Annotated in this window: 22 protein-coding genes; 7 read left to right on the forward strand and 15 right to left on the reverse strand. The window is 73.0% G+C overall.

What is annotated here, in order from left to right; all coding sequences use genetic code 11:
• Positions 1 to 300 precede the first annotated feature (300 nt).
• Positions 301 to 2,382: a HelD family protein gene (locus J2S46_RS03675; protein ID WP_503129179.1), complete on the reverse strand. Its 2,082-nt coding sequence runs from the start codon at positions 2,380 to 2,382 to the stop codon at positions 301 to 303.
• Positions 2,383 to 2,920: 538 nt separating this feature from the next.
• Entirely contained in the window at positions 2,921 to 3,094 is a 174-nt protein-coding gene (locus J2S46_RS03680) for a CsbD family protein (protein ID WP_191293722.1), read from the reverse strand.
• Positions 3,095 to 3,228: 134 nt separating this feature from the next.
• On the opposite strand from J2S46_RS03680, the gene J2S46_RS03685 reads away from it, so the two are divergent.
• Positions 3,229 to 3,399 (forward strand): hydrophobic protein, encoded by a 171-nt coding sequence (locus tag J2S46_RS03685; RefSeq protein ID WP_191293723.1) that lies wholly within the window; start codon positions 3,229 to 3,231, stop codon positions 3,397 to 3,399.
• Between the two features lie 221 nt (positions 3,400 to 3,620).
• Complete coding sequence (locus tag J2S46_RS03690) at positions 3,621 to 4,778, forward strand: AI-2E family transporter (protein ID WP_307348637.1); 1,158 nt, start codon at positions 3,621 to 3,623, stop codon at positions 4,776 to 4,778.
• A gap of 257 nt (positions 4,779 to 5,035) precedes the next feature.
• Here the strand turns inward: J2S46_RS03690 and J2S46_RS03695 are convergent, their stop codons facing one another.
• Together J2S46_RS03695 and J2S46_RS03700 are read right to left on the reverse strand one after the other, a co-directional pair.
• Complete coding sequence (locus tag J2S46_RS03695; RefSeq protein ID WP_191293763.1) at positions 5,036 to 6,289, reverse strand: phospholipase D-like domain-containing protein; 1,254 nt, start codon at positions 6,287 to 6,289, stop codon at positions 5,036 to 5,038.
• Between the two features lie 759 nt (positions 6,290 to 7,048).
• Entirely contained in the window at positions 7,049 to 7,978 is a 930-nt protein-coding gene (locus J2S46_RS03700) for a quinone oxidoreductase family protein (protein ID WP_191293724.1), read from the reverse strand.
• 84 nt (positions 7,979 to 8,062) lie between these two features.
• On the opposite strand from J2S46_RS03700, the gene J2S46_RS03705 reads away from it, so the two are divergent.
• Positions 8,063 to 8,518, forward strand: coding sequence for a MarR family winged helix-turn-helix transcriptional regulator (locus tag J2S46_RS03705; RefSeq protein WP_191293725.1), 456 nt, complete (start codon positions 8,063 to 8,065; stop codon positions 8,516 to 8,518).
• 534 nt (positions 8,519 to 9,052) lie between these two features.
• The gene (locus J2S46_RS03710; protein WP_191293726.1) at positions 9,053 to 10,456 is read left to right on the forward strand and encodes a nucleobase:cation symporter-2 family protein; all 1,404 of its coding nucleotides are present in this window, start codon (positions 9,053 to 9,055) and stop codon (positions 10,454 to 10,456) included.
• A 67-nt stretch (positions 10,457 to 10,523) separates the two neighbouring features.
• Here J2S46_RS03710 and J2S46_RS03715 read toward each other — a convergent pair whose 3' ends face one another.
• The 3 genes from J2S46_RS03715 to J2S46_RS03725 form a co-directional block, all read right to left on the reverse strand.
• Positions 10,524 to 10,925: a hypothetical protein gene (locus tag J2S46_RS03715; RefSeq protein ID WP_191293727.1), complete on the reverse strand. Its 402-nt coding sequence runs from the start codon at positions 10,923 to 10,925 to the stop codon at positions 10,524 to 10,526.
• Positions 10,926 to 11,083: 158 nt separating this feature from the next.
• Positions 11,084 to 12,349: a ThuA domain-containing protein gene (locus J2S46_RS03720; protein ID WP_191293728.1), complete on the reverse strand. Its 1,266-nt coding sequence runs from the start codon at positions 12,347 to 12,349 to the stop codon at positions 11,084 to 11,086.
• Positions 12,350 to 12,737: 388 nt separating this feature from the next.
• On the reverse strand, positions 12,738 to 13,604 hold the full coding sequence (locus J2S46_RS03725) for a hypothetical protein (RefSeq protein ID WP_191293729.1): 867 nt from the start codon (positions 13,602 to 13,604) through the stop codon (positions 12,738 to 12,740).
• A gap of 135 nt (positions 13,605 to 13,739) precedes the next feature.
• Between J2S46_RS03725 and J2S46_RS03730 the strand changes: the two genes are divergently transcribed.
• Complete coding sequence (locus tag J2S46_RS03730; RefSeq protein WP_191293730.1) at positions 13,740 to 14,570, forward strand: hypothetical protein; 831 nt, start codon at positions 13,740 to 13,742, stop codon at positions 14,568 to 14,570.
• Positions 14,571 to 14,742: 172 nt separating this feature from the next.
• On the opposite strand, the gene J2S46_RS03735 is transcribed toward J2S46_RS03730, so the two are convergent.
• A complete protein-coding gene (locus tag J2S46_RS03735) occupies positions 14,743 to 15,651 on the reverse strand; it encodes a DMT family transporter (protein ID WP_191293764.1) in 909 nt (302 codons plus the stop codon).
• 129 nt (positions 15,652 to 15,780) lie between these two features.
• Here J2S46_RS03735 and J2S46_RS03740 point away from each other — a divergent pair, with 129 nt between their 5' ends.
• Entirely contained in the window at positions 15,781 to 16,704 is a 924-nt protein-coding gene (locus J2S46_RS03740) for a LysR family transcriptional regulator (protein ID WP_191293731.1), read from the forward strand.
• A gap of 119 nt (positions 16,705 to 16,823) precedes the next feature.
• Here J2S46_RS03740 and J2S46_RS03745 read toward each other — a convergent pair whose 3' ends face one another.
• Together J2S46_RS03745 and J2S46_RS03750 are read right to left on the reverse strand one after the other, a co-directional pair.
• Positions 16,824 to 17,162, reverse strand: coding sequence for an RNA polymerase-binding protein RbpA (locus tag J2S46_RS03745; RefSeq protein ID WP_268255735.1), 339 nt, complete (start codon positions 17,160 to 17,162; stop codon positions 16,824 to 16,826).
• 219 nt (positions 17,163 to 17,381) lie between these two features.
• Positions 17,382 to 19,019 (reverse strand): alpha/beta hydrolase, encoded by a 1,638-nt coding sequence (locus J2S46_RS03750; protein WP_191293732.1) that lies wholly within the window; start codon positions 19,017 to 19,019, stop codon positions 17,382 to 17,384.
• A gap of 320 nt (positions 19,020 to 19,339) precedes the next feature.
• Between J2S46_RS03750 and J2S46_RS03755 the strand changes: the two genes are divergently transcribed.
• Positions 19,340 to 19,807: a GNAT family N-acetyltransferase gene (locus tag J2S46_RS03755; protein ID WP_191293733.1), complete on the forward strand. Its 468-nt coding sequence runs from the start codon at positions 19,340 to 19,342 to the stop codon at positions 19,805 to 19,807.
• Between the two features lie 160 nt (positions 19,808 to 19,967).
• Here J2S46_RS03755 and J2S46_RS03760 read toward each other — a convergent pair whose 3' ends face one another.
• The 5 genes from J2S46_RS03760 to J2S46_RS03780 form a co-directional block, all read right to left on the reverse strand.
• Positions 19,968 to 20,552, reverse strand: coding sequence for a hypothetical protein (locus J2S46_RS03760; protein ID WP_191293734.1), 585 nt, complete (start codon positions 20,550 to 20,552; stop codon positions 19,968 to 19,970).
• A gap of 222 nt (positions 20,553 to 20,774) precedes the next feature.
• Positions 20,775 to 21,662, reverse strand: coding sequence for a MurR/RpiR family transcriptional regulator (locus J2S46_RS03765; RefSeq protein WP_191293735.1), 888 nt, complete (start codon positions 21,660 to 21,662; stop codon positions 20,775 to 20,777).
• 115 nt (positions 21,663 to 21,777) lie between these two features.
• Positions 21,778 to 23,061 carry a cyanophycinase gene (locus J2S46_RS03770; RefSeq protein WP_191293736.1) on the reverse strand — a complete coding sequence of 428 codons (1,284 nt, stop codon included), beginning with the start codon at positions 23,059 to 23,061 and terminating at the stop codon, positions 21,778 to 21,780.
• Between the two features lie 197 nt (positions 23,062 to 23,258).
• Positions 23,259 to 24,467, reverse strand: a complete 1,209-nt coding sequence (locus J2S46_RS03775; protein WP_191293737.1) for a M20/M25/M40 family metallo-hydrolase — start codon at positions 24,465 to 24,467, stop codon at positions 23,259 to 23,261.
• Positions 24,464 to 25,216, reverse strand: coding sequence for an amino acid ABC transporter ATP-binding protein (locus J2S46_RS03780; RefSeq protein WP_191293766.1), 753 nt, complete (start codon positions 25,214 to 25,216; stop codon positions 24,464 to 24,466). Before J2S46_RS03780 ends, J2S46_RS03775 begins: the two co-directional genes overlap by 4 nt.
• Positions 25,217 to 25,223 lie beyond the last annotated feature (7 nt).

Raw genomic sequence — 25,223 nt, forward strand, 5'->3', positions numbered from 1 at the left:
ATCGGAGCCGTGGCCCCGGTGGTTCCAGCGCCCGACCCTCGACGGGGTCGGGCGCTCCGACGCCCGGCGTCGACGCCGGCCCGCAGAGACATGTCCCGGCCGGAACAGCGCTCGCAGAGGGTGCGACGCGCACCAGGTGTGCCGACAACAGGGCCTGGTCATCGGCCTGCTGACGCCGTCGACGCGTCAAGGCCCATGGGCTCCTCACATGGGGCGACGACCTGGTGCGGCCGCGGGTGCAAGGCACTCGGCCCTGACCACGCCGCCCCGCCTGGTGGCGGCGACGCGGGCGCGGAGTCGTCAGGCGGGCAGGACGGTGACCGTGCAGAGGCGCTTGGTGGCCCGGGTGAGCGCCACGTACAGGTCCCTCTCCCCGCCGGGGCGGCCCGTGACGATTTCCTCGGGGTTCATGACGACGACCCCGTCGAATTCCAGGCCACGTGCTTCGGACGCCGGCACGATGCGTGCGTGGTGGGCGATGCCCCCGGCCGTCAGCTCGCTCACCCTGGCGTCCGCGCAGATCACTCCCAGAAGCTCGCCCGGGTGCGCGGCGCCCTGGGCGCGGAGTTCCTGGACGACGGCGTTGACCAGCCCGCCCGGAGGCGTGGTCACGGCGCGAGGGCTCTCACCGCTTCGCAGTGACCGCGTCGGCTTCTGGTCCGGGGCGATCCGGGTGAGCAGGCCCCGGACACCGGCCAGGATCTCCTGCGTGGTGCGGTAGCTGACGGTCAGGTTGTGCAGCTTGAACCGCGGTCCGACGTGGGGGCTCAGTGCTTCCTTCCAGTCGCGTGCTGTCGCGACCGGGCCTGCCTGGGCGAAGTCACCCACCAGCGTCATCCCCCTTGCCGGGCAGCGGCGGACGATCATCCGCCACTGCATGGCGGTCAGTTCCTGCGCCTCGTCGACGACGACGTGCCCGTACGTCCGCTCGGGGGGACCGTCGACCAGGCTCGCCGCCTCGTCCAGCAACGGCACGTCGGCATCGGTCCAGGGGTCGTCCGGACCGCGCAGCAGGAGGGAGCGCTCCTGCGAGGTCAGGCGGGGCAGGTGCTCGGCGAGCGCGCCGGCGTTCGTCAGGAGCGCCCTCACCAGGTCACCGGGTACCAGCCGCGGCCACAACTCCTCGACGGCCCGGTCGACGCCGGCGTCGTCGAGGAGATCGGCCCGGACGGCGGCCAGGTCCAGCTCGTGCACCGGCGCCGGGTCGGGCGCACCTTCGGCACGGCGCTCGGCTACCCCCGTGAACCGGTCGAGGTCCAGGCCCGTCATCGTGGCGGCATCGGCGTCGATCTGCTCCAGCAGGTCGCCCATGTCCCGCTGCATCGCGTCGGTGACGGCGTCCACCAGGAGCTCCATGAACAGCCGGCGCGCGGGGTTGTGGCCCGGTGCGGCCGCCAGGGCGGCGTCGCGTGCGGTGGCGACGTCCTCGCCGGACAGGTGGACCGTTTCCTGCCCGACCCGCAGGGTGAAGTCACCGGCGGGGGCCTGGTGGGCTCGCAGCAGGCCGGCCAGGGCGTCGGCGAGGTCGGAGCTGCCCTTGATGCGCGCCGTACCCAACGGGTCCACCGCGTCCGTGGACACTCCGACCAGCTCCCGGCAGGTCGCCAGCACGACGTCGTTCTCCCCCAGCGAGGGGAGGACCTGGGAGATGTAGTCGAGGAACCGGGCGTTCGGGCCGACCACCAGGACGCCCTGCTCCGCGGCGCGCGGGAACGCGTACAGGACATAGGCCGCCCGGTGCAGGGCGACCACCGTCTTTCCGGTGCCGGGCCCGCCCTGCACCACGGTCACACCGCGGTGGGCGGATCGGACGATCTCGTCCTGTTCGGCCTGCAGCGTCGCGACGGCCGCGTGCATCCTGCCCGTACGACGGACAGACAGAGCCTCGGCCAACGGGCCGTCCCCCACGACGTCCTCGTCGGTCGGGGCGCTCCCGTCCAGCAGTTCGTCGCTCACCGAGACGACCGTGCGCTCCTGGAGACGCAGGTGCCGGCGCCGCCGCAGGTCCATCGGGTGGACCGGTGTCGCCTCGTAGAAGGGCCGAGCCGCGTTCGCGCGCCAGTCCACGAGCCGAGGCAGGTCGTCCCCCTCCCCGTGGAGTCCGATCCGCCCGATGCGCAGGGCCGTGCCGTCCGTCCGGTCGATGCGCCCGAAGACCAGCCCCTTTTCGGCGCTCTCCAGCCGGCCGATCTCCTTGGCCAGCCGCTCGGCGGCCGTTTCCCGCTCGTACGCCTCCCCCGCACTGTCCGCCGGGGCCTCCAGCACATTCGCTCGCTGTACTCGCGCCTCGGAAATCCGCTCGGCGAGCAACTCGTACAAGGAGGACACATAATCCCGCTCCGATGCAACCGCACGCACAGCGGGATCATTCGTTTTCGACAACAGGGACAACAGGGGCTCCTTCGATTCGAGCCACACCGTACGACCAAAGCTCCCTGAAGTTAAGTCTTGACTTGCCTGACGAATCTGTGGCCTCACGGCCGGATCGACGACGGCCGGCCGTCCGGCATGTCGCGCATTCCGCCGTTCCGTCCATTACTGATCGCACTCCAGCTGCCCGCCCGCCTGCCTTTCCGGCGAGAAATCCCTTGGGGTTTTCCGGCGATGTATTTCTGCGCCCGAAAAATGGGGAAGAACCGGCGATGTGCCCGTGGCCGCCGACAGGTCAACCAGAGTCGTGCAAAGCGAAAGACGGTCGAATTCTCACCCTCGACATCGACGGAGGGATCGAACACGGTGCGATACAACTCCCTTCGCCCTCGCGAAATCATCCTCGAACCGGGCGACGGCCGGGATGTCGTCGGGCCCGGCCCCGGCGAGGGAGTGCGGCGGCTCGGAAGGATCGCGACACAGGAGGGTCGCGACACCGAAAGACGTGCGGGCCCGGCCGTTTCGGCCGGGCCCGCACGTCCAGGTGGGTTCAGCGCTTGAAGGCGTCCTTGACGTGCTCGCCGGCCTGCTTGAGGTCGGCCTTGGCCTGGTCGGCCCTGCCCTCGGCCTCAAGGCGCTCGTTGCCGACCGCCTTGCCGGCGGTCTCCTTGGCCTTGCCCTTGAGCTTGTCGCCGGTGTTCCCGATCTTGTCGTCCGTGCTCATCACGCTCTCCTCACCCTCGCAACGCCGTCGTCCTGACGACGGACCGCCTGCCCGCCCCGGCGGGGAAGATTCCTAGGAATATGCGCCCGGGACGGGGGCAGTCGGTTCTGCGTCAACCGACTCTGGAGGTCACGATGGTTCCCCTTCTGCTCGTCCTGCTGCTCGCCCTGCTCCTGTTCGGCGCCGGCTTCGCGGTGAAGATCCTCTGGTGGGTGGCCGTCGTCGTACTGGTGCTCTGGCTGGTGGGCTTCGTGGCCCGCGGCACCCACTCCTCCGGCCGCCGCCACCGCTGGTACCGCTGGTAGGGAGAGTCCGGAACCAGACCTTGGGCGGGGTGTTCGCGGCGACGCGGCACCCCGCCTGCGCGTGCCCGCCCCGTCCGCCGGCCGGCCGCCCCCAGCAGGGCGGGAGCGGGTTCCCGTGGCGTGTTCGGGGCGGAACGGGGAACACGGGCGGTGGGCCGCGGCGGGCGTGGCCCGTGGGAGAACGGATTCCGGGCATGAAGGTGCCGCCGAGGTTGCGGGTGATGACGACCATGGCGTCGGGGGAGGTCCGACGCCGGCTGTTCGTGCCGGAGGGGGCCGCCCCGGCATCGGCGCCGGCGGCACCGCCGGCCGGGGAGCCGGCCGCGGTGGCACCGCGGGACGCGGGCGGGGTGCTCGCGTCGGTGCCCTGGTTCTCGGCGGGCCTGCGGTTGGCGCTGGGTGCGCTGGTCGGCTGGTTCCTGTTCGAGCAACTGCTGCGGCTCGAAGCACTGCTGACGCTGCTGGTGCTGTCGGCGTTCATCGCAGTCAGCCTGGAGCCGGTGGTGGCCGCGCTGTGCCGGCGGCGGCTGCGGCGCGGGTGGGCGGTGGCCACCGTCCTGAGCGTGTTCCTGCTGTTCGCCGCGTGGTTCCTGGTGCTGGTCGTGCCGCCGGTGAGTCGGGAGGCCGGCGTCCTGATGCGCAGCGTTCCGGGCTGGTTGCAGCAGTTGCACGACCATCACTCCGCGCTGGGCCGGATCGAGGACCGCTACCACCTGGTGGCGCGGGCGAAGCAGGCCCTGGGCGGGGACGGCGGGCCGGGCGTGCTGGGTGGCGTCCTCGGTGCGGGCCGGCTGCTGCTCGACACGGTGACGTCGCTGGTCGTCGTGGTCACCGTGACGCTGTACTTCATGGCGGGGCTGCCTGCCATCAAGGAGTTCTGCTACCGCTTCGTCGCCGGCCGCCGTCGGGATCGGGCCCGCGAGCTGACGGAGGAGATCCTGTCGCGGACCGGGCGCTACATGCTGGGCAACGTGGTGACCTCGGCGATCGCCGGGATCGCCACCGCCGTGTGGTGCGCGGCGGTCGGGGTGCCGTACGCGGCCGCGCTGGGGGTGTTCGTGGCGCTGATGGACCTGGTGCCGATCGTCGGCTCGACCGTCGGCGGCGTGGTCGTCAGCCTGGTCGCGCTCGCCGTCTCCTGGCCGGTCGCGCTCGCCACGGCCGGCTTCTACGTCGGCTTCCGGCTGCTGGAGGACTACCTGATCATGCCGCGGACCATGCAGTTCGCGGTCGACGTGCACCCCTTCGTCACCGTGGTGGCCGTCCTGGCCGGCGGCGCGCTGATGGGCATCGTCGGCGCGCTGGTCGCCGTTCCCGCCGCGGTCGCCCTCGGCCTGATCCTGGACGAGTTCGTCTTCCCCCGGCTGGACGGCCGCTAGGGTCCCCGCCGAAGGGGCGCGGCGGCACGGGTCCGCCCGATCGCGCAGGGGGTCGGGGTGTCGCTCCGGCGCCCCGGCTCCGCCGGCTCCGCCGGGTTCGGCGGGCTCGGCGGGCTCGGCGGGCTCGGCGGGCTCCCGGCGGTCGAACCTGGTCACCCGTCCCCGACGGAACGGCAGAGGCGGGCGGCCGCGTCCGGGCGGCCGAGCACGGCGGAGGGACGGCCCCGCCGGGGGCCGTCCCTGACGGGGCACGAGGGTCAGAGGAAGTGCCGGATGGGGGCGGTCGCCGCCTCCAGGGCCCGCGAGCGGATACCCCGGGTGCGCCAGCGCGCGGGGTCGATCCGTTCGCTGCGCGTGACGTCCTCGTCGAAGTGCTGGTCCAGCCGGGCGGTGAAGTCCTCGTCGATCACGGCGAGCATCACCTCCTCGTCGTGGTCGAGGGAGCGGCGGTTGAAGTTGCTCGACCCGATCAGGGTGGCGATGCCGTCCACGGTCAGCACCTTGGCGTGCATCATGGTCGGCTGGAACTGCCAGACCACCACCCCGGCGGCGGTGAGCTCCTCGAAGAAGCGGGCCCCCGCGAGCTGGCAGACCCGCTTGTCGGTGTGCGGGCCCGGCAGCAGGAGTTCCACCTCCACGCCCCGCCGAGCCGCGGCGCACAACAGGTCCACGAAGTAGCGGTCGGGCGCGAAGTAGGCGGTGGCCAGGCGCAGCCGCCGCTCGGCGGAGGAGATGACCACCCGCATCAGCGTCTGCAGGTCCTGCCATCCGACGGTGGCGGACCCGCGGACCACCTGGACGACGGACGAGCCGGGCTGGGGGTGGTCCTCGAAACGGTCCGCCGTGTCGTAGAGCGCGTCCTCGCGGCACTCGGCCCAGTTCTGGGCGAAGGCCGCGGCGATTCCGTCGACGGCCGGGCCCCGCACCTGGACGTGGGTGTCGCGCCATTCGTCCGGGTTACGGGCGTCGCCGCACCACTCCTGCGCGATACCGACGCCGCCGGTGAACGCCGTCCGGGCGTCGACGACCAGCACCTTGCGGTGGCAGCGGTGGTTCTGCTTCAGCGGTGAGAGCCTGACCGGCCGGCGGAACCAGGCGACCTGGACGCCGGCGGACTCCATCAGGTCCAGCAGTTCCCGCTCGATCAGCCGGCTGCCGAAGCCGTCGAGGAGCAGGCGCACCCGGACGCCTTCGCGGGCCTTGTCCGCCAGCGCGTGGGCGAACCGGTGGGCGATGTCCCCGCGCCAGTAGACGAAGGTGGTCATGTCCACCGTGTGGCGGGCCGCCTCGACGGCTCGCAGCATCGCCGGGAATATCTCGTCCCCGTTGCGCAGCGGCAGCAGGGCGTTGCCCTCGGTCGCGGCGATGCCGATCAGCCGTTCCAGGCGCCGGCGCAGCGCTTGCTTGCGGGCTGCGACATCCTGGCCGGGCTCGCCCGTACGGGCGGGATCGGCGGTTCGGCCGGGCTCGGTGCCGCGGCCGGGCCCGGACCTGGGCGCGAGGGCGCGGATGGTGGCCTTCGCGGGGGTCGGTTCGATGCGGGCGGTGGGCTCGGACAGCACGGGGTCCCCTCCGGGGCGGTCGGGTCCGGCCCTGGGTGCGGGCCGGACGAAGACGGTGACTGCGCTCTGCTACCCGCTCGCGGAGAGTTCACCGCGAGCGGTGGTCACCGTCGGCCCGACGGCGACCGGGCCGGGTCCGCCGGGCCGGCCGGGCGGTCCGAACCGATTGATCGGCGGGGCGGTTCATGCTCAGCGTGAAGGGCAGGTCGAAGTCGATGTCCTGCGGCACGGGCTCCAGAAGCTGGTTCGTCCGGTGCACGGTGCGCCGGCGAAGGCTCCGGAGGCACCGTAGGGCCCGAACGGCACTGGGGAGACCGGACCCCGATCGGCAAGGCCGGCAGCTGCGCGCGCGGGGCGGACGGCTCCCGTCGTCGGTGACCTCGGCGGAGCAGATCGGCAGGCGCTCTTGGGTCGTCCCCCAGGACGCCGCAGCTACGTCAGGGCGCCTCTTCCACCAGGTGCCGGCACCGTCCCAGAAGTTGATCACGGCAATTCGCTCTGTTCGCAAGGTGCGCGACGAAGTCAGGTGGCGCGGCGCCAAGTGATCCCACGACCACGTCAGGCTTCCCCTCCCCTGGCGTGGTGCTCCGCGGACAAGGGCCGGGCCGGGCCGGACGGTGCCCCGGCTGCCCGCCGCCGGGCACGGGCGGCGGGCAGCCGACGAGGTCGACGCGGGAAGGGGCCGAGGCGCCGAGGTGGGACCGGCCCCTACGGGACGAAGACGAGACGCTCGCGGACCCGGTGGTCGTTCCACTCCTGCGCTATCCGGGCCAGCGGCACGGCCCGCGCCTGGACGTCGATGCCGCCTTCGGCCACCGCGGCGGCCAACTCGGGCAGTTCGGCGATGAAGTCACGGGGTGAGAGGGATCCGATGCCGCTGCCCACGATCTGCAACCGGGCCGAGCGCAGCGCCACCGACGGGACCGCGGCGGACGCGCCCGCGATGGAGCCGATCTGGACCCAGGTGAGCGGCACGGACCGGTCCGCGCGCGCGGTGAGGAGCGGGAGCATGGCGCCTGCGGCGGGTTCGCCCCACACGAAGTCGAGGACGACATCGACGTCGGCCGCCTCGGCGATCTCGTCGAAGGTGAGCGTCCGGTCGGCGCCGAGGGCGGGCAGTTCCTTGAGGCGGGCGGTGTCGCGGCCGGCGGCGACGACCTGGGCGGCGCCGAACCGCCTGGCGATCTGGACGGCCATCCGTCCGGCGCTTCCGGTGGCACCCAGGACGAGGACGCGCTGACCCGCGGGGAAGGTGATCCGGCGGCGCAGGGCCACCCAGGAGGACATGCCCGGGTTCATCGCGGCGGCGATCCGGACCGGGTCCACGTGGTCGGGCAGGACCACGCTTCGACGTGCGTCGATGACGGTGCGCTCGGCGAAGGTGCCGAGGGCCGTGTCGTCCAGGACGGCGTACCGCAGGCGCCCCGAGGGGTCCCGGACGACACCGTCGACGCCGGGAACCAGCGGGAGGACGCCGGAGGCGGAGTAGTGGGCGCCGCTCGCCTTGGCCCGGGCCAGGTGGTGCAGGGGCGCCGCGAGGACGTCCACGACCATCTCGTGATCGCCTCGGGCGACGGGTTCGGGGTGCTCGCCGTAGGCGGGCGGTGCGTCGTACGCCGTGATGATCGCCGCTTGCATGGGGGCTCCCTGACTGTTGGTTTGCATTACCAATTAAACTCAGAGTCATTGGTAATGCAAACAATGTCAAGTAGGGTGGTGCCCATGGCTCCCGACGACTCCGAAGAGGCCCTGATCGACGGCCTCGTCCGCAGCGCCTTCCAGGTCATGGGCGTGCTCACCCGCATCGGCGCCGAGCACGACCTGTCCCTCACCCAGCTGCGCGTGCTCGGCATCGTTCGTGACCGGCGCCCCCGCATGAGCGACCTGGCCGCCTTCCTCGGCCTGGACAAGTCGACCCTCTCCGGCCTCGTCGACCGAGCCGAACGACGGGGGCTGCTGGCCCGCACCACCAGCCCCGAGGACAAGCGCGCCGTCGTCGTCCAGATCACCGATGCCGGGCTCGACCTCACCCAGCGCCTCTACGAGCAGATGCGGGACACCCTCGCACCGGCCACCGGTCGGCTCGGAGCACAGCAACGCCACGAGCTCGCCGAACTGCTGGAGATCGTCCTCACCCCGCCGCTGCCGTCCGCACCGCGCCCCGCCACCCAGCGCTGAGCGATCCACGCGCAAGCCCGCGCAGCGGGCCGCCGACCGGTGCTCCACTTGCGACCGGGACGGGCGGCCAGGCCTGCGCGGCCCCCTCGCCGAACCTGCGCCGGACGCCGGCCGTCACCGAGCCGAACGCCCGGGAACCGACCCGCGCGGTGCGGGTGGACGCGGTCCGGGCGATGCCTGCATCCGCACCCCGCCGGCGTCGATGCCGGGGGCGCGTGCGCCGGGTCGTGGTGGTCCGGCGACGGGGACCGGTGCGGGGTCGGGGTTGAAGGAAGTGACAAATCAAGGAGTGGCGAGGGGCGGTCGAACGAGAGCTATTGACCAACCCGGCCGATCTTTCTACATTCTGTGGAAACGATCTCGGAATCCAAGTTCCGCATCGTGGATCCATTCATGGGTCGGGCCTGTTCGTCGCGGGCCCGGCAGGTGGGCGACGGCACCGCCGTCCGCCAGGGTCGTCCCAACGTCGCCGTGTCCCGCCTTCGGCCGCCGTTCCCGGACCCGAATCCACCTTGGATGTGGAGGGAACAGCCCATGCGACGTCACCCAGCGCTCCTGGAGCCCGGAACGTCACCGCACCCCGTCGACGAACTCCTGCCGCCCGGCCGGATGGCGACCGTCGCACTCCAGCACGTCGCCAGCATGTACGCCGGAGTCGCCGCGCCGCCGCTGATCATCGGCGCGGCGGCCGGACTCGGCCCCGCCCAGCTCACCACCCTGCTGGCCGCCAGCCTCTTCATCGCCGGCATCGCCACCCTGCTGCAGACGCTCGGATTCTGGCGGATCGGCTCGCGGCTGCCCTTCGTCAACGGTGTCTCCTTCGCCACCGTCTCGCCGATCCTCGCGGTGGTGGCGGCGAAGAAGGACGCCGCACTGCCGCTGATCTTCGGCTCCACCATCGTGGCGGGGCTCTTCTGCTTCCTGCTGGCGCCCGCCTTCTGTCGGCTCGTCAGATTCTTCCCCCCGGTCGTCAGCGGCACGGTGATCACCCTCATCGGCATCTCCCTGCTGCCGGTCGCCGGCAACTGGGCGCAGGGCGGCAACTCCCACGCACCGGACTACGGCTCGCTCGCCAACGTGGGCCTGGCGGGGCTGACCCTGCTGACAGTGCTGCTCCTCAACCGATTCCTGCGCGGCTTCCTGCAGCGGATCTCGATCCTGCTCGGCATGCTGGTGGGCACCCTGGCCGCGGTCCCGCTGGGCAAGGTGGACTTCGCTGCGCTGAGCAGCCTGCCGCTCTTCGAGCTGCCGCACCCGTTCGCGTTCGGCGCGCCGCGGTTCGAGGCAGCCGCGATCGTCTCGATGCTGGTGGTCATGCTCGTCTCGATGACCGAGTCCACCGCGGACATGATCGCGCTGGGTGAGGTGGTGGAGCGACCGGCGGACGACCGCACGATCGCCGGCGGCCTGCGGGCGGACGGCCTCGCGACCGCGTTCGGCGGGGTGTTCAACGGCTTCATCTGTTCGGCCTTCGCCCAGAACATCGGGCTGGTGGCCCTCACCAGGATCCGCAGCCGGTTCGTGGTCGCACTGGCCGGGGTCTTCCTCATCGTGATGGGCCTGGTACCCGTCGTCGGCGGGCTGGTCTCGCTGGTACCGCAGCCCGTCCTCGGCGGCGCCGGCGTGGTGCTGTTCGGGTCGGTCGCGGTCGCCGGCATCCGCACGCTCGGCAAGGCGGACCTGAGCGCCGGGTCGAACGCGATCATCGTGGCGGTCAGCCTCGCCTTCGGCATCTTCCCGATCGCCTTCCCCGACTTCTACCAGGCCTTCCCGGAGCAGATCGCGACCGTGCTGAACTCCGGCATCTCGGTGGGCTGCCTCCTGGCGGTCATCCTGAACCTGCTCTTCAACCACCTGGGCCGCGGACGCGAGGTCCCGCCCGCCTACGTGCCAAAGGAGCAGGTCGCGGCGCTGGGCCGCGTGGGCGACACGGACTGACCCGGCACGGCGGGCCGGGCGTACCTGCCGCCCGGCCCGCCCGCCCGCCCGGCCCGCGGCCGGTCGGTCACGGAGTCCCGGAGGGGCTCGGGCCGCTCCCGGGACCGAAGGTGACGACGTCCGGCGTGGAGCTGCCGTAGCAGCCCGCGTCGAAGCCGTCACGATCCAGACTCGCCTGCTTCTCCTTCGACAGCTCGTTCCACTGCACGGCGCACGTCTCGGCCGACGGCCGGCCGCCTCGATGCAGGATGTTCATCACGGCGGCCGCGCCGGCCAAAGCGGACTGGGCCACACTCGCCACCACCGGCTGGACGGCCACGGACGGCGACGGCGCAACCGGTGCGGACGTCGGCGAAGCCGACCGGACGACATCGGGGGTGGCCACGGGCGGGGCGGACGAACAGCCCGTGGCCAGGGCGAACGCACCGACGAGGGTGATGGTGCCCGCAATCTGTCCGATCTTCTGCATGATGGCAGACAGTAGCCGATCCAGGTCGGCCCCGAACCGAGTGGGTCGACCGTGAACCGCCTCTCGACGGCGCCTTCCTCCTTCGAGCCCACGCCGGTGCGGCGCACCGGTCGGAAGTCCCAGGGCTCGTTCGACCGGTGCGCCGCAGCCCGGGCATGTCAGCTGGGGATTGCCCACTGCTGGTTGGCGCCGGCGTAGCAGGTCCAGATCTGCAGGCGGGTGCCGTTGGCCGAGCTGGGCCCGGTGGCGTCCAGGCACTTGCCGGACACGGGATTGACCAGCTGACCGTCGGACTGGTGCTGCCACACCTGAGCACCGGACCCGTTGCAGTCGTACAGCTGCACCTTGCTGCCGTCCGCGGTTGCCACCGCTGTCACGTCCATGCACTTGCCCAGCGCCTTCACCGTGCCGTCGGTGCCGACCGTCCACTGCTGGGCAGTGGTGCCGTTGCAGTCGTACAACTGCACCGCCGCACCATTGGCCGAACTCGCACCCGCCACGTCCACGCACTTGCCGCCGTACCCGGTGATCCGACCGGTGGCGCCCCCGGGGGGCGGGGTGACGGGCCCGCTCTGGCCGGCGGCCCACGCGATCTCCTGCAGGAGGAGCTGGTTCTGCTGGGCGGCGGCGAAGGTCGACGACAGGGCGGTGTTCGTCGTGTAGTTCATCGCGTTGTGGCCGAAGTTGTTGTACACCATGTGGTAGTTGCGGTTGGTCCAGGAGATCGGGTAGTAGCCGCTGTACCAGGTCTGGTCGGGGTCGGTGCCGATCGGGAACGTCGAGGGGTCCATCGAGGCCAGGACGTCGATCGCGGGGTTGTTGCGCAGGTCGTTCTGCCAGCTGTACCACTCGCTGACCGACGAGGTGATGGTGCCGGGGAGTCCCGCCGTGGCCGGGTGCGTCCTGTCGTCGATCCGCAGCGTCTCCTGCGTCGGGCCCCAGGTGTTGCTCCGGAAGGTCCCCGTGCCGAGGAACGTGTTGTGGTACCAGGGCCAGTCGCTGGTGTCGGTGTTGAACGCCGAGACGTGGAAACCCACGAAGCCGCCGCCGTTCTCCACGTACGTCTGGAACGCCGAGCGCTGGGAGGCGGTCTGCGGATAGTTGTCGAGGAACATCACCACCTGGTACTTGGCCAGGTTGGCGCTGTTCAGCTGGCTCCAGTCGGTGGTGGCCGTGTAGGTGAAGCCGTGAGTGGCACCCTGCTGCGGGAACCAGGAGTTGGCCTCGCGGTCGAAGCTGATGTGCGCGGCGTCGTACGTGCCGTCGTAGAGGGCGAGCACCTTGAACGTCGTGGCTGCTCCGGCAGGGGGCGCCGGTGCCGCTTGCAGTCCCAGCACGACGGCGCTCAGGGCGAGCAGCCGGAGCAGCAGCGTGCCCGTCCGGCGTCCGGCCCGCCTGGGTGTCCTCGGGCGGCGTCTGATCATGGCGGTGGCCTTTCCTCGGGTCGGACGGTGACCGCCCGCTGCAAGGGTCTTCGGTGGCGCGGGTCGACCTGTTCGGGCGACGGCTTCAACGGGCAGACCGGAGTCTGCGCGTGTGCACGACATCGCGTCAAGGGCTCTGACAGGAAACCTTCCTGACAGTAAAATCCGTCAAAGCTCTTACGCACGGCGGGACGCTCATGACCTGGACCTTCACAAGTCACAGGAAAAAACGGAACATCGCCGCCACTGGCGTGGGCTTTCATACAGAGGTTGAATCCTCATGAGGAGCAACTGCGAGCCGTGCGGTGAGAGCGGCGTCGAACCGGTCGGGCCCGCGGCGTCGACGCGAACGCCGGCCTTCGCCCTGCGACTTCACGAGGGAACGAGCTCAATGCCCGTCAGGGTTCGTGTGTGACGCCTGGCCGGGCTGCTCGGACGGCGCGTAGGCGAGCAGCCGTGCATGATGCCGCCCGCGGGCGGCGGCCAGTTCCTCGGCGATGTCGGGGTGGACGTGCGGGCGATGCTCGGGGTGACCCCGACGGGTGTCGTAGCCGACGACGCCGGAATCCGGTTGCAGCTCCCGCAGCACGAGCAACCTGCGGATCTCCTCCAGCTCCGGCCCGTCCTGGCACGCCCAGACCGCGTCCTCCAGCAGCAGTCGATCGAGTTCCAGGTGCAAGTGGCAGTCCCCGCAGGTGGACCCATGCCTCTCCGGGGCCCCGAGCAGCTCGGTCAGGGCCCGGCCCAGCGGCTCCGGGGTGCGGCCGGGCCGTTGCCACGTGCCGCGAAGTACGCCGTCCGCGTCGGACCAGGAGATGAGGATCAGCTTCTGGTGCTCGCAGGTCTCCGGACCGTCGGCCTCGATGCCGACGAGCTGCACGCGGAACAGCACCATTTCGTCGTTCTCGGCCCCGATCCTCGGATGGTCCGCCGGGTCGAGCGCCCACTCCAGGTGGTACTCGCGGGACGCCGCCCCGGCGGGCAGGTCCACCGGGTGGTCGAACTGGCGCGGGTCCGCCCCCGGCAGGGCCGCCGCCTCGAACGCCGGGCCCAGCGGTGAGCCGGCGGCGTCGAGGTCCCGCCAGTGGAACTCGACCAGGCGGGACAGGAAGCGGCGCAGCCGCAGCACCGAACGGCTCTGCCGGTCCGTGGGGTCCACCCGCACCCGCACCACGGCTCGGCCGCGTACGGTGCCCGCCAGTTGGTGGCGGTCGAAGTCGACGTGGAGTGCTTCGGTCTCGTCGGCCGGTTGCACAAGCGCTCCTTCAGTCCGGGTGTGGGCGCTAACGTCCCCGCGCGGCCGCTGGTTCCCGGCTCCGGTCCGGCCGGGCCGGTGGGCGCGGTGGCGTCACACTGGGGGTGACAACTCGTCAGGGGAGGGGACCCGTCCATGCCGCCCGAACACATTCCTGCCATTTCGTCGGATGCGACGCGCATCAGGCTGGGCTCCTGTGTCGTCTGTCTGGACGCCGCGACGGCCGAAGCCGAGCTCGAACGCCTGCCGTTCCTGCGGGAGAAGGAGGTGGAGGTCGACTGCGGCCCGACGGTCCTGCACGTGGGCGGGAACCTGGCCATGGGGTGGAGCGCCTGGTCCGACGGCAGGATCCTGCTCGGGCACGTCCTGCCCAGGACCGTGAGGCCGACCCGTCTCACCGCCGTGGAGGAGAGCGGTCTGGTCCACCACTTCACGAACGCTCTGATCGGGCAGGACGAACTCGACCCAGGGCTCTGGATGCGCTGGCTGGACGCCACCGGCTTCAGCGAGGAGGTGGTCCGGTCCGTGTGCGACGAACGGCCCTACGCGGCGGACCACCACGCCACCCGCATCATCGAACTGCGTTCCTACCGGCTGCACTTCTCCGACCGGCCGGACGAACACGTCTGGCTGCTGCGGGAAAGGGTCGTCACGGCGCTGGGCGAGCCGTACCGCGGCATCGTAGGGCCTGACCCCACCGACGCGGCGGCGGTCTCCCGCGACAGGAGGCTGTGGCTGCACGCCGACGAGGCCGCGGCCCTCGCGCAGTTCGTCGCCCGCGACGACGGGCGGCCTCCGATCGTGACGCTCCAGGAGGCCGTCCCTCTGCTCGGCACCACCGACGACGCGCTGCGCGAAGCGCTCTCCCGAGCCGACAACGTGGTCCAGCTCACCGCGGGCGTCACCGGCCGCACCCACTGGTACGTCCTGGAGCACCTGGCCGAGTGGCTTGCCGCGCGGCCTTGAGACGGAGTCGTTCCAGTACTCGCTCGACCCCGGTGACGGCGACGACGACCTGTCATGCCTCGGCTTCGTCCGGGGGTGTCGGGTCGGGTGCCGGACGGGTCCGGAGTGTCAGGTCGCTGCTTTCGCGCGGTGCCCGACAGGCCGGGCCGCGCCGGTGAACGCCGGCTCCGCTTCACCCGGTGCTCGACGCGGAGCTTCGCTGCGGTGCTGCGGCGGCGCCGGGGCGGGCGAGGCCGGTGTTCCGACTGCGCGCGAGGCCGACGCCGACGAGCACCAGGACCATGCCCGTGATGACGCGAAGGCCCACCCGTTCGCCGAGGACGATCGCGCCCAGGGCCACCGAGACCACCGGCAGCAGGTAGCCGACGGTCGCGGCGGTGGTGGGGCCCTCGTCCGCGATGAGCCGGGAGTTGAGATGGAACGTGACCCCCGTACCGAAGACACCAAGGACGGCGACGGCGGCCACCGCGGTGAAGGTGGGACCGGAGAGGCTCATGGGACCTGAGGGGAGAGCAACCGTGCTCAGGCCCGTCGCGGCGAGGAGTTGGGCCGCCGAGAGGGCCAGCGGGGCGGTCCGGCGGCCGATGAGGTGCCGGGCCATGTAGGCGAAGGCCACCGCGTAGCTGACCGCCGCGGCGAGCAGGGCCAGTACTCCCCAGCCGCTCAGGCCACCGCGCTGCCACGGGGCGAAGATGAACACGGTGCCCGCGAAGCCGAGGAGGAGACCGGCCAGGCGGACCGGCCGGATGCCGCGCTCCGTGCCGGACGTGACGGCGATGACCAAGGACCACAGAGGAGTTGTGGCGTTCAGGACGCCGGCCACACCGGAGTCGACGCTCTGCTCGCCGATCCCGAAGAGGAGGAACGGCAGGGCGTTGCAGAAGAAGGCGGCCACCACGAGGTGGCTCCAGGTCCGGCGGTCGCGCGGGAGACGCTGGCCGCCGGCGCGGGCCAGGAGCAGCAGGACACCGGCTCCCAGCGCGCAGCGGACGACGGTGATGTGGAGCGGGCACAGGCCGCCGGCCAGGGCGAGTTTGATCCAGAGGAAGCTCGATCCCCAGAGGAGGGCGAGGACGGCCATGCGTATCGGGGTTCCGTGGGTGCCGCTGAGCACTGTTCGCCTCCTGGTGAGTTCTTCCCTCCGTACGGTGCCTCGCTGATTGCCGTAAGACAAGCGAAAAGATCTGGATGGAGAGTTAAGCTGTCCTACATGCTTGATGTGCGGCGTATGCAGGTGTTGAGGGCGGTCGTGGCCAGTGGGTCCGTCACCGCGGCGGCGCGGAACCTCGGGTACACGCCTTCCGCCGTCAGCCAGCAGATGGCGGTGCTGGAGAAGGAGGCCGGGATCGGGCTGCTGGAGCGGACCGGGCGGGGTGTGCGGCCGACGGAGGCCGGGCGGCTGCTCACCGAGTACGCGGCCGCCATCGGCAGGCACGTCGCCGAGGCCGAGACCGCGCTCGCCGAACTGCGGGCCGGTCGGACGGGCCGGGTGGTGGTCCGGTACTTCGCCACGGCGGGGGCGGCCATGGTGGCTCCCGCCGTGGCGGCGCTCCGCCGTGAGCAGCCGGGTGTTCAGGTCGATCTCAGGCTGAGCGACGGCGAGGAGGGACTGCTGGAGGTGAAGGGGCGTCGGGCCGACGTGGCCCTCCTGGTCCGGCCACCGGACGCGCTGCCCGTCGACGGCATCCGGTTCGTGCACCTCGCCGACGACCGGTATCTCGCCGTGCTTCCCCGGGGACACCGGCTGGCCGAGAAGCGGGTACTCGACCTGACCGACCTCGCCGAGGAGCCCTGGGTGGGCAGCGACCAGCCGGGCCCCTGCCTGGACCCCGTCCTCGACGCCTGCGCCTCGGCCGGCTTCAGTCCGGACTTCGTGGTCGAGAGCGGGGACTACGCCACCGCGCAGGGGTTCGTCGCTGCCGGGCTCGGCGTGAGCCTGATCCCGGAACTGGGGCTGGGCAACCGCCATCCCCACGTGCTGGTGCGCGAGGTCCGCAACCCGGAGCCGGTCCGGGTGATCTACGCGGCGGTACGGGAGCCCCTGCCCCTCCGGCCCGCCCTGCACCGACTGCTCGACGCGCTGCGGAACGCGCCGTCCGACGCATCGAGCGCCGAGCCCGGGCCCCGGGGCTGATCAACGGCAACGCCGGGAAAAAGGGCCGCAGCTGTCAGGCTGTTGGGGAGGTTGGTGCAGGGGCGCCCTCCGGTGCCGGCCGGGGCAGGCTGCAGGCGTCGCGGCGCCGTGCCAGGAGCTCAGATGGTCCCGCGGAGCTTCGCCAGTGCCTCGTTGAGCAGGATTTCGCCGTCCTCCTGGCTGCGGCGCTGCCGGACGTAGCCCAGGTGCGTCCGGTAGGGGGCGGTGCCCTGGGCGACCGGGACGTCGTCGGGGTCGGGGCCGGCGGGCAGGCCGCAGTTGCGACAGTCCCAGGTCGGCGGGACCGCTGCCTCGACCGCGAAGGTGATCTGGGTCCGGTGACCGTTGCCGCACCAGAACGACACCGCCGTCCGAGGAGCGAGTTCGCCGCGCTCGGACTCCCCCATCGGCCCCGAACCGATCCGCGCACCCCTGATGCCGCCACGTCCCTGTGCCACGATCGTTCTCCTCGGCCATGATGTCCACGCCTCGGATGTGCATGGGGACGCTCAGCGTACGGCTACTCCCGGCAAAAGCCGACCACGGGCCCCGCCCGTGGCAGCTGTGGACGTCGGCCCGGATCCCCTGGTACGAGGCACCCGGTGCTCAGGAGGACCGCGGGTCGGCCGGTCGACGGGGCGGATCCGCCAGCCGCGTCATCGCGGAGACCAGCCCGGTCAGTCGTCGTAGACGGTGCCGGGCGGCGGGGTCAGGCCGGTGAGGAGGTAGTTGTCGATGGCGTCCCGGGTGCGGGCGGCGCCGCGGGCCAGGTAGCTGGTGTGCCCGTCGCCCTCGCGCGTCACCAGCACGCCGGACGGCAGTTGGGCCGCCAGGTGAACGGCCCACGGGTAGGCCGTCGAGGGGTCGTGGGTGGCGTTGGTGATCAGGATCGGTGGCGCGTGGCGGACGGCCGCGGGCCGGGGCGGGTTCACCACCGGTGCCGGCCAGCCGATGCAGCCCGTGAGGATGGTCCACGACTGGGACGCGCCCCCGAGCCGGGGGGCTACCGTCCGGCCGAGCCGTTGCAGTCGCTGCAGGTCGGCCAGGGTGCGGACCGGTGTCGGCCAGTCGAGGCACTCGATCGCGATCGCGCTGCCGTTCACCTCGCCGTCGCTCGGGCCGGTGGCGAGCGGGGGCGAGAACGCCGACGCGTCGCCGTTCCGCGCCTGCTGGAGCGCGAGGGCCAGCTCGCCCTGGCGCGCCGGGAACAGCAGCATCCCCTGCAGGTTGAGCCGGATGTCCTCGCCGGTCACGGACGGCCTGCAGTTTCCCGACCGGACGCAGGCAGGCGCCGGGACCGGCGTGCGGTCGGCGGCCGCCACCAGGTCGTCGAACATCCGCCCCACGTCGGTGCCGTGGAGTGCGCAGGAGGTGTCCTGCGCACACCGGTCGGCGAACCGCCGGAAGGAGTCCTCGTAGGCCTGCGCCTCGTCCTTGAACAGGGTGGTCGTCGGGAGCGAGTGGTCGAGTGCGCCGTCCAGTGCCAGCGTCCTGATCCGGTCGGGGAAGAGTTCGGCGTAGGCCGTGCCGAGTTGGGAGCCGTACGACAGGCCGAGGTAGTTGAGTGCGCCTTGGCCCAGCGCCCGGCGCAGCACCTCGAGGTCCCGGGCGGCACTGACGGTGTCCAGGTGCTCCAGCAGGGGCCCGGTGAGGCGGCGGCAGCTAAGGCCCAGTTCGCGGTTCCGTTCGACCAGGCGCCGGAACCCGGCCTCGTCCGTCGGGAAGAGGGAGACCTGGCGGTTGAGCAGCTCCGGGTCGCAGCGCACCGGGCTGCTGAGTCCGACGCCGCGCGGGTCCAGGCCGATCAGGTCGAAGTGCTCCCGGGTGGCGGCGGTGAACAGGCCGGCCCCCAGGGACTCCGCGTACACGAGTTCGGTGCCGGATCCGCCGGGACCGCCGGGGTCGAAGAAGAGGCTGCCGACGGGGTGCGCGCCGGTCGCCCGGAGGCGGTTCACCGTGACCGTGGTCTTCGCTCCGCGCGGGCGGGCGTAGTCCACCGGCACCTGGACGGAGGCGCACTGCAGCCCGCCCGGCGCGCCGGGGAACGGGCAGGCCGTCCAGTTCAGGGGCTGGGCCGGGAGTTCGTCGGCCGCTGCGGCGGTGGCGGCCGCGGCACTGCCGTCCGCAGTTGCGGCTGCCGCGGTGGGCAGCACCAGGGTCCCGGCGATCAGCGCCACCGTGGCGGCGACGCCGGTCGTCCGGGTCGTCCAGACCCGGTACGGCGATCCGCTCGCCCTCGCCGGGCGGAGTCGGCGGAGTCGGCGGGGTGGGCGGGGCCGATCGCGGTCCTGCGGGGCGCGCGGTGGTGTCGTCATGCCGCCCACCATCCCGCGATCGGCGCGGCCCAGTCCCTGGAGACAGCAGGCCGGTTGGGGGTGGGGCTGGCCCCACCCCCGGGCGCTGGAGGACGCCCGGGGCGGGGCCGGCTCCTCGCTCCGGCGCGCCGGACGAACCGGGAGCCCTGCCCCGGTAGAAGCCGGTGAGCACTACGGTGAGGGCGATCCGCCCTGCCCGGGCCTTCCCCGACCGATCCGCCCCGCCCCGCACAGCCGTGGCACGACCTGCACTGCCAGGCCCTTACTGCCCCACCCCGCCCCGCCCTGCCGGGCCCGCCCCGTCCGAAGGAGACCAGCCGATGACCACCGCCCGGCCCGCCGTGCCGGCGGACGCCGACGAACTGCTGCGGCTGCGCGTCGCCGTCCGCGACGGCGGCCCGCTCACCGAGCACTGGCAGGGCGTCTTCCGCGACGACATGCGCGCCCGCCTCGGCAGCGACCCCGACCTGCTCGGGTACGTCGTGCCCGTCGACGGCGGGCTCGCGGCGTGCGCCATCGGGATGGTGCACCGCGGCTACCGCGGTCCGGCCCACCCCACCGGCAGGTGGGGCCGGATCCACACGGTGGCCACCGATCCGGCCCACCAGCGGCGCGGTCACGGACGCGCCGTCACCTCCGCCCTCGTGGAAGCCCTCAAGGACGCCGGTTGCGGCTCCGTCGAACTCCGCGCCACCGAGGCCGGCGCCGGTCTCTACCGCGCCCTCGGCTTCGAGCCCGTGGGCGGCTTCATGGCACTGAGGCCCGGCCCGGGAGGGTGGGTGCGGTGAGCGCGTTCGTCCGCTCCCCCGGCCACCGGCACCTCGGTGTCCGACGGCGCGTCCGCCCCGGACGGCGGCGCGGCGGGGTGCCGCCGCGCCGTCCCTCCGGCTGCTCGGCCGGTGCCGGCCCGGCGTCCGCCGTTGCCCGGTCAGGTCCCGGCCGGGCCGTTCAGCGGTGCACCAGGGCGGCGGTGGGACGGCCGTCCGCGTCCAGTACCGGCACCACGCGGTACCCGTCGGTGTCGACCAGCATCACCAGCGCGGGACCGCCCGCCGTCCGGTCGGGGAGCATCAGCCAGCCGTCCGCGAACTCCGCACCGGCCGGGCCCCCGGCGGAGCGCGCGGCGGTCGCCCGGTCGAGCAGGGCGGCCCGGCCGGCCGCCGGGAGGGCGTGCAGCACCAGGACGCCCGAGTCGGTGTCGATCCGGTCCCCGTCCTCGCCCGCCGCCACCGGCGGGGTGTCGCCGTGCTGCAGCAGCAGGGCGACGACCGACGGGTGCTGCGGGGCCGCGCCCGGGACGGGATCCGTGCCCGGGACGGGATCGGCGTCCAGGACGGGTTCGGCGTCCAGGACGAGGTAGGCGACGCCGGCGCCGAAGCCGAACGCGTCGCCGCCCTCTGCGTCCTCGAGCCAGCACTCATCGGCACCGGAGAGGTCGAGCGCGCCGGCCCGGCGCAGCCGCCAGGGGCCCGCCACCTCCTCTCCCCGGTCGAGGGCGGGCAGGGCGGCGAGCAGCGCGGGCAGGAAGTCCATACCGTGCCTGACGCGGCCGGGAGCCGGTTCGGTTTCTCGCGCCGGACGGCCACCGGTGCCGCTGGGACCACGCTCCCGGCTCCCGGCGCGGATCCTGACCCCTGCTCCGGCACCGGCCCCCGACCGGCAGCGCCCGCCGCGAGCCCGGGCGTGCCCCGAAGGCGGCGTGGACGCCAGGTGAGGCCGGTGTCGAACTGGGCCGGTGTCAGGTGGGACCCGGCGTCAGGTGAGGCCGGCCCGCTCGGCGGTCTCCTCGCCGCGCTGCATGTGCTGGTGGGCGCTCTCGCCGAGGGCGGTGATGACGCCGGCCACCACGGTCTCCACCACGGCCAGGGTCGGCACCAGGCTGTCGTAGGGCGAGGGTGCGCCGACCTGGCTGGAGAGGACGACCTCGGCCTGGGTGCTGACGGGCGAGAGCCAGGTGTCGGTGAAGAGGACCACACGGCCGCCGGCGTCCCGGACGAGCTCGGCCATGGTGACCTTGTCGTCCTCGTAGCGGCGGTAGTCGAACACGACCAGGACGTCCCGGCGGCCCGTCGAGGCGAGGTGCGCGGTGCGTTCGACCGGCCGGTCGGGCAGGAAGCGGACTTCGTCGCGCAGCTGCATGAGGTGCAGGCCGAGGTACTGGGCCAGCAGGTGGGTGAAGCGCCCGCCCGCGAGGGTGATGCGGCGCTTCGGGTCGGACAGCAGCTGGACGGCGCGTTCCAGGTCGTGCGGCGGTACTTCGGCGAGGGTGCGGTCCACGGCGGTGGTGAACACCTCGCGACCGCGTCCCAGCAGCGCCGCGGGGCCGGCGTCCGCGCCCGCCGCGCCGTCCGCCGCCGCGGCGCCGTAGCCGCCGGCGGTGTAGAGGGTCAGCGGTGAGGCGTGCCGTTCGTCGAGTTCGGCGCGCAGGGCCGTCTGGAAGTCGGGGAAGCCGCGGTAACCGAGGCGGGTGACGAACCGCAGGACGGTGGGCGCGCTGACGTCGGCGCGTTCGGCGAGGGTCGCGATGGTCTCGAACCCGGCCGCCGGCCAGCCCGCCAGGAGTACCCGGCCCACCTTGCGCTCGGCGGGGCTGCAGTCGCCGAGCCTCTGCCGGATGTCCTCGGCGAGCGTGGGGGAGGCCATGGTGCGCGATCCTTTCGCGGGGCGGCGGCTGCCACCCGGTCGGACGGGGACGGACGTGATCTCCGCAGCCTAGCGGCGCGCCGGGCCGCGGAGGGCGTCCTGACCGGATCGGCGCTCAGGGTGCGAGCGGGGCGACGGCGATGTCGAGCTGGGTGAGGGAGGCGGCGCTGCGTCCGTCGGTGGTCCAGGCGCGGGTGTCGCCGGTCCTGGTGAAGGTGACCCGGAAGGCGGGGGCCGACTCGTAGGTGGTGGCGGTGGCGCTGCGCTGCGCGCGGGTCGCGGCGAGGGCGCGGGCGGTGCCGCTGAAGGAGTACGGGACGCCGTCGGGGTTGTCGACGGAGTGGAAGACGTCGTTGGCGGCGGGCACGGGGGTGGTGCCGGCCGGGCGCAGCGGGCGCCGGTCGGCGGCGGGCCGGGCCTGCCAGGTGCGGGGGTCGTACCGGTCGCCGTCGGTGAGGTAGCTGTACCGGACGTGCTCGACGGACCAGCCGCCGGGGCCGGCGTGGGTGCGGGCGCGGCGCAGGTCGAGGACGGAGACGCCGTGGGTTCCGAGCACCCGCAGGGTCTCCTGGCGGGTGCCGGTGTGCTCCACCTCGACGGCGGTGTCCTCGTCGAGGGCGAAGACCCGGTCGCGGCCGGTGTCGGCGGCGAGCCGCAGGGCGCGGCCCTCCCGGCCGTCCGTGCCGGTGTGGGTGTCGATCAGCCCGGCGCCGAAGAAGCCGAACCCTCCCTCGGGCAGGTAGCCGAGCCTGGTGGCGTCCTCGAAGTAGCCCGGCGCGGAGCCGTCGCGCAGGGCCTGGTAGCTCTCGCCGCCGGTGACCATGTCCGGGCCGGCGGCGATCTGGGCACCGGCGCTGGACCCGGCGACGACGGCTCCGGCGGCGAGCTTGGCCCGCATCGCGGCCAGCACCTTGGAGTCGGTGTGGGCGGCGCCGTGCAGCAGGCTGGTGACGTAGCGGTACTGGTCGCCGCCGCCGAGGAAGAACCCGGTCATCGAGTTGACCTGGGCCACCACGGCGTCGGAGTCGGCAGCGGCGACGTGCTCGATGTCGATCGGCACCCACTGGGCGTCGGCCGCGCCGTACTGCTTGAACAGGTCCGCGTAGTAGGCGCCGTTGCAGGCGGAGTTGGAGCAGGTCGCCGGGTCGGCGGCGTCCGGGTCCTGGCTGGGCGGGACCGAGGCGGCGGTGAGGACCCCGATCCGGGCCCGGCCCGCGCCGCCGGCCTTGGCGACGATCTCCTGGTAGATGCGGACGTCCTTGAGCCCGCCGCCGACCAGGATCAGTGTTCCGCCGGCGTGGCGGGGGGCCGTGGCGGACGCGGCGGGGACGGCGGTGACGGCGAGCAGGCAGGCCGCAGCGACGACGGTGGCGGCTCTGAGCGTTCTGTTGCGGGACACGCGGGACTCCTGAGGAGAGGTGACGTGGTGAAGGGGACGGGGCGCGGGGGTGGGGCCGGGCTCGCGGTGGCGCGCCCGGCCCCGGTTCCGGCGGCCGGATCCGGGCCGGCGCCGGGGTTCGCAGCTGCCGGGATCGGAGCTGCCGGGGATCAGGACACCCGGGGATCAGGGCCGCCGGGGATCAGGACACCCGGGGATCAGGACTCCCGGCCGAGCCTGGCGACGGTGGCGGCCAGGATGGCGACGCGGGTCGGCACGGTGGAGGTGTCGAGCCACTCCTGCGGGGTGTGGTCGGCCCCGCCGACCGGTCCGAGACCGTCCAGCGTGGGCACCCCCGTCCCGGCGATCAGGTTGGCGTCGCCCACTCCCCCGGTGGCCGCGGCGCCGACGGTCACGCCGAGGTCGGCGGCAGCGCCGCGGGCGACGGCGTAGATCGCGCGGGCGGCCGGGGTGTCCTCCATCGGCGGGCACAGGTCGACCTGGACGACGGTCGTGGTGGTGCCGGGCACGACCTCCCGGGCGGCGAGCGCGCGCACGGCGTCGGCCGCCAGGTGCAGGCCCGCGGTGGTGGTGGCCCGGACCTCGATGCGCAGTTCGGCCTCGGGGCAGACGATGTTGGGGCGGGTGCCGGCCCGCAGCACGCCCACGTTGACGGTGACGCCGGGCCAGCGGCCGTTGAGCTCCTGGAGAGCGACGACGTGGTGCGCCGCGGCGAGCGCCGCGTTGGCCCCGCGTTCCGGTTCGATGCCGGCGTGGGCGGCCCGCCCGGTGACGACGAACTGGAAGTCGGCGACCCCCTTGCGCTCGGTCACCAGGTCGCCGTTCTCCCGGGCGCACTCCAGGGCGAGCGCGTAGTCCGCCCCGGCGGCGACGCTTTCGGTCACCGGGCGGCTGGCCGGTGAGCCGATCTCCTCGTCCGGGGTGGCGAGCAGTACCAGCTCGGCGCAGTCGTCCCAGCCGGCCCGCAGCAGGATCTCGACGGCGGTCACACCGGCCAGCAGGCCGCCCTTGTCGTCGCTGACGCCGGGCCCGTGGGCGATGGCGCCGACCATGGAGAAGGGCCGTTCGGCGGCGGTGCCGTCCTCGAAGACGGTGTCCATGTGGCCTGCCAGCAGGATCCGCCGGCCGCCGGCCGCGTGGCTGAGCCGGCCGGTGCGGCGGGCCACCAGGACGTCGCCCGTCACCGGTCCCTGCTCGGGGTCGGGCCGGGTGCGCTCGACGGTGAAGCCGAGCCCGTGCAGGCGGGTCGCGAGGAGGTCGGCGACCCGGTTGACGCCGCGCGGGCTGTAGGAGCCGGAGTCGACGGCGACCAGTTCGGCGAGGTCGGCCAGGTAGCGGGGCAGTGCGGCTTCGGCGAGCGGGAGCAGCTCGACGGCGGTGACGGCGCTGCGGGCGGGGGCGCTCACAGGACCTTGGACAGGAACGCCTTGGTGCGTTCCTGCTCCGGGTCGCCGAGGACACGGCGGGGGTCGCCGGCTTCGACCACGACGCCTTCGTCCATGAAGACGGCGGTGTCGCCGACCTCGCGGGCGAAGCCGATCTCGTGGGTGACGACGACCATGGTCATGCCGTCGGCGGCCAGGTCGCGCATGACGTCGAGGACGTCCCCGACGAGTTCCGGGTCGAGGGCGGAGGTGGGCTCGTCGAAGAGCATCAGCTTGGGCTTCATCGCCAGCGCGCGGGCGATCGCGACCCGTTGCTGCTGCCCGCCCGACAACTGCGACGGGTAGTGGTCGGCGCGGTCGGCGAGGCCGACGCGGTCCAGCAGGCGCAGGGCCTCTCGGCGGGCGTCGGCGCGGTTGACGCCCGCGACCCTGACCGGGGCCTCGGTCACGTTCTGCAGCGCGGTGAGGTGGGGGAAGAGGTTGAAGCGCTGGAAGACCATGCCGATCTCGCGGCGCCGCTGGGCGACCTCGCTCTCGCGCAGTTCGTGCAGCCTGTCACCGCTGCGGCGGTAGCCGACGAGGTCGCCGTCGACGGCGAGGAGTCCGCCGTCGACCCGCTCCAGGTGGTTGATGCAGCGCAGGAAGGTGGACTTGCCGGAGCCGGAGGGCCCCAGCAGGCAGCACACCTGGCCGCGTTCGACGGTCAGGTCGATGCCCTTGAGGACGTCGAGCCTGCCGAAGTGCTTGCGCACGCCCTGGGCGTGCACCATGGGCCGG

Origin of the sequence: Kitasatospora herbaricolor (assembly GCF_030813695.1) — a bacterium.
Classification (GTDB): Bacteria; Actinomycetota; Actinomycetes; order Streptomycetales; family Streptomycetaceae; genus Kitasatospora; species Kitasatospora herbaricolor.

Excerpts from the sequence above, each read along its gene's own strand:
- J2S46_RS03750 (WP_191293732.1), bottom strand. The coding sequence starts at position 19,019 with ATGACGACACCACCGCGCGCCCCGCAGGACCGCGATCGGCCCCGCCCA.
- J2S46_RS03680 (WP_191293722.1), bottom strand. The coding sequence starts at position 3,094 with ATGAGCACGGACGACAAGATCGGGAACACCGGCGACAAGCTCAAGGGC.
- J2S46_RS03765 (WP_191293735.1), bottom strand. The coding sequence starts at position 21,662 with ATGGCCTCCCCCACGCTCGCCGAGGACATCCGGCAGAGGCTCGGCGAC.
- J2S46_RS03715 (WP_191293727.1), bottom strand. The coding sequence starts at position 10,925 with ATGCAGAAGATCGGACAGATTGCGGGCACCATCACCCTCGTCGGTGCG.
- J2S46_RS03690 (WP_307348637.1), top strand. The coding sequence starts at position 3,621 with ATGACGACCATGGCGTCGGGGGAGGTCCGACGCCGGCTGTTCGTGCCG.
- J2S46_RS03735 (WP_191293764.1), bottom strand. The coding sequence starts at position 15,651 with ATGGCCGTCCTCGCCCTCCTCTGGGGATCGAGCTTCCTCTGGATCAAA.
- J2S46_RS03780 (WP_191293766.1), bottom strand. The coding sequence starts at position 25,216 with ATGGTGCACGCCCAGGGCGTGCGCAAGCACTTCGGCAGGCTCGACGTC.
- J2S46_RS03700 (WP_191293724.1), bottom strand. The coding sequence starts at position 7,978 with ATGCAAGCGGCGATCATCACGGCGTACGACGCACCGCCCGCCTACGGC.
- J2S46_RS03710 (WP_191293726.1), top strand. The coding sequence starts at position 9,053 with ATGCGACGTCACCCAGCGCTCCTGGAGCCCGGAACGTCACCGCACCCC.
- J2S46_RS03760 (WP_191293734.1), bottom strand. The coding sequence starts at position 20,552 with ATGGACTTCCTGCCCGCGCTGCTCGCCGCCCTGCCCGCCCTCGACCGG.
- J2S46_RS03755 (WP_191293733.1), top strand. The coding sequence starts at position 19,340 with ATGACCACCGCCCGGCCCGCCGTGCCGGCGGACGCCGACGAACTGCTG.
- J2S46_RS03705 (WP_191293725.1), top strand. The coding sequence starts at position 8,063 with ATGGCTCCCGACGACTCCGAAGAGGCCCTGATCGACGGCCTCGTCCGC.
- J2S46_RS03730 (WP_191293730.1), top strand. The coding sequence starts at position 13,740 with ATGCCGCCCGAACACATTCCTGCCATTTCGTCGGATGCGACGCGCATC.
- J2S46_RS03740 (WP_191293731.1), top strand. The coding sequence starts at position 15,781 with ATGCTTGATGTGCGGCGTATGCAGGTGTTGAGGGCGGTCGTGGCCAGT.
- J2S46_RS03685 (WP_191293723.1), top strand. The coding sequence starts at position 3,229 with ATGGTTCCCCTTCTGCTCGTCCTGCTGCTCGCCCTGCTCCTGTTCGGC.
- J2S46_RS03720 (WP_191293728.1), bottom strand. The coding sequence starts at position 12,349 with ATGATCAGACGCCGCCCGAGGACACCCAGGCGGGCCGGACGCCGGACG.